This window comes from Blastomonas sp. UPD001 (assembly GCF_003426715.1).
Lineage (GTDB): Bacteria > Pseudomonadota > Alphaproteobacteria > Sphingomonadales > Sphingomonadaceae > Blastomonas.
This window is the reverse complement of the sequence record NZ_QKVT01000138.1, coordinates 1-5,384: the sequence shown is the minus strand read 5'-3', so window position 1 is coordinate 5,384 and position 5,384 is coordinate 1. Positions and strand designations below refer to the sequence as shown.

The window sequence follows — 5,384 nt, the reverse complement described above, 5'->3', positions numbered from 1 at the left end:
AGTATGTGAAATCAGAGAGATAGCGCCGCAACATGTTTCGGATCGCAAAGCGCTTTTCATGGCGTTTCGGCTACGGTATAAATGTATCTGCGGTATCCAAGCCATGCATAACCTTGTGAGGTTTGCATGGGTAAAGTCTTCAAAGGCATCGGCATCGGTCTGTCCGAGGAGGTGCTGCGCGAGCTGGATGCATTTGCCACCAGCAAGGGTGTTTCGCGGGCTGAAGCGATCCGGGCTTCGATTGCCGTTGGCCTCCCCCTCCTCAACCTTGGCATCGCGCTCAATGCCGAACGCGCTCTGACGATCCTCGAGCATACTCAGCTCGCGCTGTCGCTTCTGGTTGAACGGCAATACCCCGAGGACGTCAACGAGCTCATCGATATGGCTCTGCGCAACGTGCGTGAATACCATGCGTGAGGACATCCGTTTCAGCAAGAAAGCCGTCACGCTGACTCACGACTCCGCGCGCGGAAAAGTGAAGCGAAATGCCGGCAATTTCACTCGCGGATCGCAGCTGTTTCACCATCAGATTCTGATGACCTGGGCAGGGGTGCGTATCCCTCTTTACACATGGGCCGGGACAACGCTCTGTCTGCTGTCCCTGCTCGTTGCGATCACCTTCAAGGACCATGAGGTGAACCTTGTTCTGATGCGGGTCCTTGCGGAGTTCTGGAACTGGGTCGGACTGAACCCCATGAAGTCCGTCAACCTGACCCTCCCGTCGGGCGATATGGTGCAGGGCCGGATGCATATGGTGCCCTTTCATCCCGCCGTGATGGCGGCATGGGGAAAGGCCATTCAGGTGACCGTCTCAGCCATGCTGGGATCGGTCTTCATTTGCGTGCCGCTGACGATCTGGTTCTTTGACTACTCGCGACGCCGCGGGTCAGAGATTCTCACCGAGCGCCATGAGCGCGGTGCGGTCAAGGTCGAGCGTGATGTGCTCATTGCGGCGATCAAGCAGTACAACTGGAACGAGCACCAGAAGGAATGCCTTGCCCGGGTTCCGGCAGAGGATCCCGATGCAGTTCTCAAGGAGAGCCTCAAGAGCCGCACTCGCCGCGGACTTCACCAACCCTACAGGCTGGCTGGTGTCCCGTTCCCTTGGCGCCTCGAGCAGAGCCACGCGATGTTCATCGGCACCACTGGCGCAGGCAAGACAACCGAGCTCAAGAAAATCGTCACACAGGCGCGGGCGCGGGGCCATCGGTGCGTCATCTTCGACCTCACCGGGACCTTCGTCGAGAGCTTCTACGACGAGACAACCGACTTCATTCTCAATCCGATGGATCAGCGTTGCCAACCCTGGTCGATCTTCAACGATTGCGACAACTATGCCGAGTTCATGAGTGCCGCCAGCGCGCTGGTCCCGAGCGGCCGCAATGCGGACGATGATTTCTGGCAGAAGTCGGCGCGCACAATCTTTGTCGAGATGTGCATGAAGATGATCAAGCTCGGCATCCGCTCGAACGGCGGGCTTGCCTACTTCCTGATGCACGCCGACCTCAAGACAATCAGCCGCTATCTCGAAGGAACGATCGCGGCGCCGTTGATGTCGCCATCAGCCGCAAAGATGGCTGAAGCCATCCGGGCAACCTTCAATGCGAACGCCAACGTATTCCGCTTCTTGCCCGAGCCACCGAAGGGCAGACCCGGCTTCTCCATCAACAAGTGGATGACCGAGGATGTGAAGGAGGGATCGATTCTTTTCATCACCTCGACCCACCCAGACCTTGTGCTCAATCGGCCGCTGCTGACCTTGTGGATGGACATTGCCGTCAACGCTCTGTTTCGCATGGGCCGGACCCGCAATCTGCGCACCTGGTTTCTCATTGACGAAGTCCATGCGCTCCATCGTCTGCCTGCCATCGAGAACGGCCTTCAGACCGCCAGAGGGGTCGGCGGTGCCTTCATTCTGGGAATGCATTCCTTCGGTGCCTTGCAGGACACTTACGGGGAGAATGGCGCGACGCATCTCACGTCTCTCGCTGGCACCAAACTGATCCTCAAACTGGCCGATCCGGCGACTGCCCAACGCTGCTCGGAATTCATTGGCCGGCGCGAGGTCAGGCAGATGGATGAGGCCTATTCCTATGGCTACAACAGCAACCGGGATGCTTCGACCATCACACCGCGCACTCAGGTGGCCGAACTCGTCTTCCCGGACGACATTTCCAACCTTCCATCGATGCACGGCTTTGTGAAGTTCCCGGACGGATTTCCGGCAGCCCGGATCGAGCTCAGTTGGAAAGATTACAAGGCGCGCGCGCCCGGCTTCGTGCGTGTCACGGATATGCGCGCGGCAGACTATGTTCCAACGCCCGAGCAAGCCGCAGAGATGCTGATGAGGGCAGGTGAGGAGAGCGGTCCGGACAGGCAGCCGCAGCGGTCTGAAAAGCCCGTCGATGCGGAGCGCACCGATGCCGAGCAGGAAGCGGAAAGGCTGCGCGAGGAGATCGAGCGATCGGTCGAACGAACCGTCGAAGAGGCTGAACGAGTTTTGCGCGAACAGCGCAAGGAGGAAGAGAGCGCTGGGCCACCGACGCGCGATCACGACCCCCACAGCGCCTTTAAGTTCAGCAAGTCTGGCGAGAAGGACAGACGCGAGAAGCAGCAATTCGCTTTGAAGGATGTCGAGGAGCGTTCCGCTCGGGCGCAGAATCGCACCGATCAGCAGCGCGACAGGGATGCGCGGGACGCGGGCCAGGAGAGCGAGGTCCAGCGTGAAAACATTCATGGCTTCGGAGCCGAGGACAAGCGCCGCGCAGAGCCTTCGATTGATGACGATCAGGAGCCGGAACGATGCCCGAATCTATACGCGTCCGGCTGACGAACTCACGACTAATGGCCTGGCGCGGACCCTGCTGACCCCAAGACAGCTGCGCACTGAGATGGCAACCGCTTCGGCCATTCGCATGATTGGCGAGCGGGAAACCTCGTGGACGCGAGCCGAGCTCGTGAAAAGCGCGCTCGACCTTGGCCTCAAGGGCGTAACCGCCGAAGGTGTCGAAGCCCGAATGCAGCGGCTGCTGGAGGGCGGCCAGGTGCTCGCAGGCAAAAGCACCCGGATCGATGGGGTGCCTGATCGGTATACCACGCCCGAACACCGAATGATCGAGCGCTCGACACTCGACAACGTGGCGCGAGGGAACCAGCGCCTTGCACTTGTGATGATGACCCGCGTGCGTGACGACATCACGATCGTCACCAACGACAAGGACCGCCTGCTCAGTCAGATTGAGCGCAACCCCGGCGACAAGACCAGCGCGCTAGAGACCCTTGGCGAGAAGCAGGTCGATGAGGGCAAGGGAAAGCGTACGTCCGCTGAATTCAGCCCGAAGATCCCCGAACACCTGCGCGCCGGTAGAGACAGCCTCGCGCCGCTTCCCAATGTGGCAAGGGACAGCCTGCGGTCAGTACCTCAGATCGACCTGCCCGAACGCAGCATCGAACGCAGCCGATAGGAGAAGAGTCATGCTACGACGAGATCCAGCGATGTCCGGTGCGGAATCAGGTTCTGCAAGTGAGCCAATTTCTCTCGTTTCGCATCCGGTAACGGAAGGGTTCATCAAGGCAACAGGGGTTGATGCTCCCGGCGTCGCTGAGCCGGTTGGGGTCCAGCTTGGCCCTTTCCCCGGACCGGAATGGGTTGCTCTCGGTTTGGCCATCCTGGCCTCAGTGGCTGCCGGATCGCTGGCGGCTGCGTGCGCAAAAGTCTTCCGGAAAATAGTGCGGCTGCACCCTTCACGGCTCAGGGCTCGCCAATCAGCCACTACCCGATCGACCAGGCCCCAGAGGCAATCGGCATGATCCTGCGCATCCAATCTTCCAGACCGTCCATCACCACATCAAGGAGAGCATGAAATGGCATTCGATTACGAAGATGCCGGAACCTTCGGCAGCGAGCGCGAGGCGAAGGACTGGGCGCTGCGCAACAAGATTGATCTGCGCGATCTCCACATCCACAATGCCGGCGGTCAGCGGGTCGAGGTGGGTATTCGCAAGAGCGCCTACGACCAGCGCGAAGACTATGACAACCGGTACGGGCAGAGGCAGGACGGCTTCTGGCGGTGAAAGTTTGATGTGATGTGACCGACTGACGCCTGATGAGCCATTGGATCAATCGCGGAAGAGATATGATCCCCCGACAGATCAAGAAGCCAATCTTTTGGCTCATTGCGTGATCCATCTGCGGGCTGGCTCGGGGTCGGTAACCCTGCTTTCCGCGAAAATGAGGCATAGATGATTGTTGTTATTGCGTCGGAATGGCTCATTATTGAGGCAGGAGGACGTTATGAGCACCATCAACCCGGACAAATTGATCTTCCTGCGTAAGGAAGCCGGACTGACCGCCGAAGCGTTGGCCGATGCGGCCCACGTCGGCCGCGCTACCATCACCCGAATTGAAAACGGGAAAGCGGGCCCGACCCGACCCGAGACGGCCAAGAGACTGGCAAGCACCCTGAAGTGCCAGCCTGCGGACCTTTTCACACCTCCCGACCCTGATCAGGCGCGCAACTTTTTCAACGATCGCGCGCCCCTCGACCTCAGCATCTCGAATGCGGCGCAGAATGCGCTGGAGCTTGTCGCCATGCGCTACAATGAGACCCGCGAAACGATCCTCGAACTGGCGCCGCTGCTGTTCGACCTTGTCGCGCGCGAGAGCCTCCTCGAACGCAGCAATCGGCTCGCGGAACTCAGCGCCCGGCGTGACGCCGTTGGTGAAATGGGCCGTCATTTCTCTCACCTCGGCGGCAGGTTCCTGCATGATTGGCAGGCGGAAGAAGTGGAGACCCAGGAGGAGATCTCGATCCGCAAGCGGGATCTTCGCGCCTCCTACGTTCTCGAGAGCACGAAGATCGAGGATGCCTTCGTGCCGCAGGATTATGACGAGGAATGCGACAACCCCTTCGTGGACCATCTGAAGCGGCGCATGGAAGAGGTGCGGCAGGATGGCGACGACGCACCTTCGCTCGACGTGTGGCCAGTATGGCGCAGCCCGAGTTACGACGTTGGAAATGGGGAGGCATTGGTCCTCGCGCAGGGCGATATAGAACTGGCGAGGTCGATCTTGACAGGTGCTGTCCAACTCGCTCGGCTACCGAAAAACCTGCGCGGTGCAGATGCCGCGGAGGCAAGATTGGGCTGGATGCGTGAGCAAAAAGCTCTGCACGACGAGAAGATTGCAGAGCTCCTCGGTGATCTCCTTATCGATGCAATCGAATAAGGAGGGGCGCCATGAACAGGAATCCATTTGGCGCGGGCTCTCTCACCGGTCGCGGCGCGGCTCAGTCGACCCGGCACGGCCAGCTACGACAGGCTGAGCGCTGTGTCCCGCAGTTCATCATCGATGCGCTGATCGACTTTGGCGAGGAGCGGTTTCT

5 protein-coding genes are annotated in these 5,384 nt (G+C 59.9%); all 5 read left to right on the top strand.

What is annotated here, in order from left to right:
- Positions 1–126 precede the first annotated feature (126 nt).
- The 5 genes from DM995_RS19625 (at position 127) to DM995_RS19605 (ending at position 5,227) form a co-directional block, all read left to right on the top strand.
- Entirely contained in the window at positions 127–417 is a 291-nt protein-coding gene (locus DM995_RS19625; protein ID WP_022675496.1) for a ribbon-helix-helix domain-containing protein, read from the top strand.
- A complete protein-coding gene (locus DM995_RS19620; RefSeq protein WP_116970755.1) occupies positions 410–2,830 on the top strand; it encodes a type IV secretion system DNA-binding domain-containing protein in 2,421 nt (806 codons plus the stop codon). The genes DM995_RS19625 and DM995_RS19620 overlap by 8 nt, the downstream gene beginning before the upstream one ends.
- Positions 2,831–2,891: 61 nt before the next feature.
- Positions 2,892–3,464, top strand: coding sequence for a hypothetical protein (locus DM995_RS19615; protein WP_198669519.1), 573 nt, complete (start codon positions 2,892–2,894; stop codon positions 3,462–3,464).
- A 400-nt stretch (positions 3,465–3,864) separates the two neighbouring features.
- Positions 3,865–4,074: a hypothetical protein gene (locus tag DM995_RS19610; protein WP_039330732.1), complete on the top strand. Its 210-nt coding sequence runs from the start codon at positions 3,865–3,867 to the stop codon at positions 4,072–4,074.
- A gap of 220 nt (positions 4,075–4,294) precedes the next feature.
- Positions 4,295–5,227, top strand: a complete 933-nt coding sequence (locus tag DM995_RS19605) for a helix-turn-helix transcriptional regulator (RefSeq protein ID WP_039330735.1) — start codon at positions 4,295–4,297, stop codon at positions 5,225–5,227.
- The last annotated feature ends 157 nt before the right edge of the window (positions 5,228–5,384 follow it).

Excerpts from the sequence above, each read along its gene's own strand:
- DM995_RS19620 (WP_116970755.1), top strand. The coding sequence starts at position 410 with ATGCGTGAGGACATCCGTTTCAGCAAGAAAGCCGTCACGCTGACTCAC.
- DM995_RS19615 (WP_198669519.1), top strand. The coding sequence starts at position 2,892 with ATGGCAACCGCTTCGGCCATTCGCATGATTGGCGAGCGGGAAACCTCG.
- DM995_RS19625 (WP_022675496.1), top strand. The coding sequence starts at position 127 with ATGGGTAAAGTCTTCAAAGGCATCGGCATCGGTCTGTCCGAGGAGGTG.
- DM995_RS19605 (WP_039330735.1), top strand. The coding sequence starts at position 4,295 with ATGAGCACCATCAACCCGGACAAATTGATCTTCCTGCGTAAGGAAGCC.
- DM995_RS19610 (WP_039330732.1), top strand. The coding sequence starts at position 3,865 with ATGGCATTCGATTACGAAGATGCCGGAACCTTCGGCAGCGAGCGCGAG.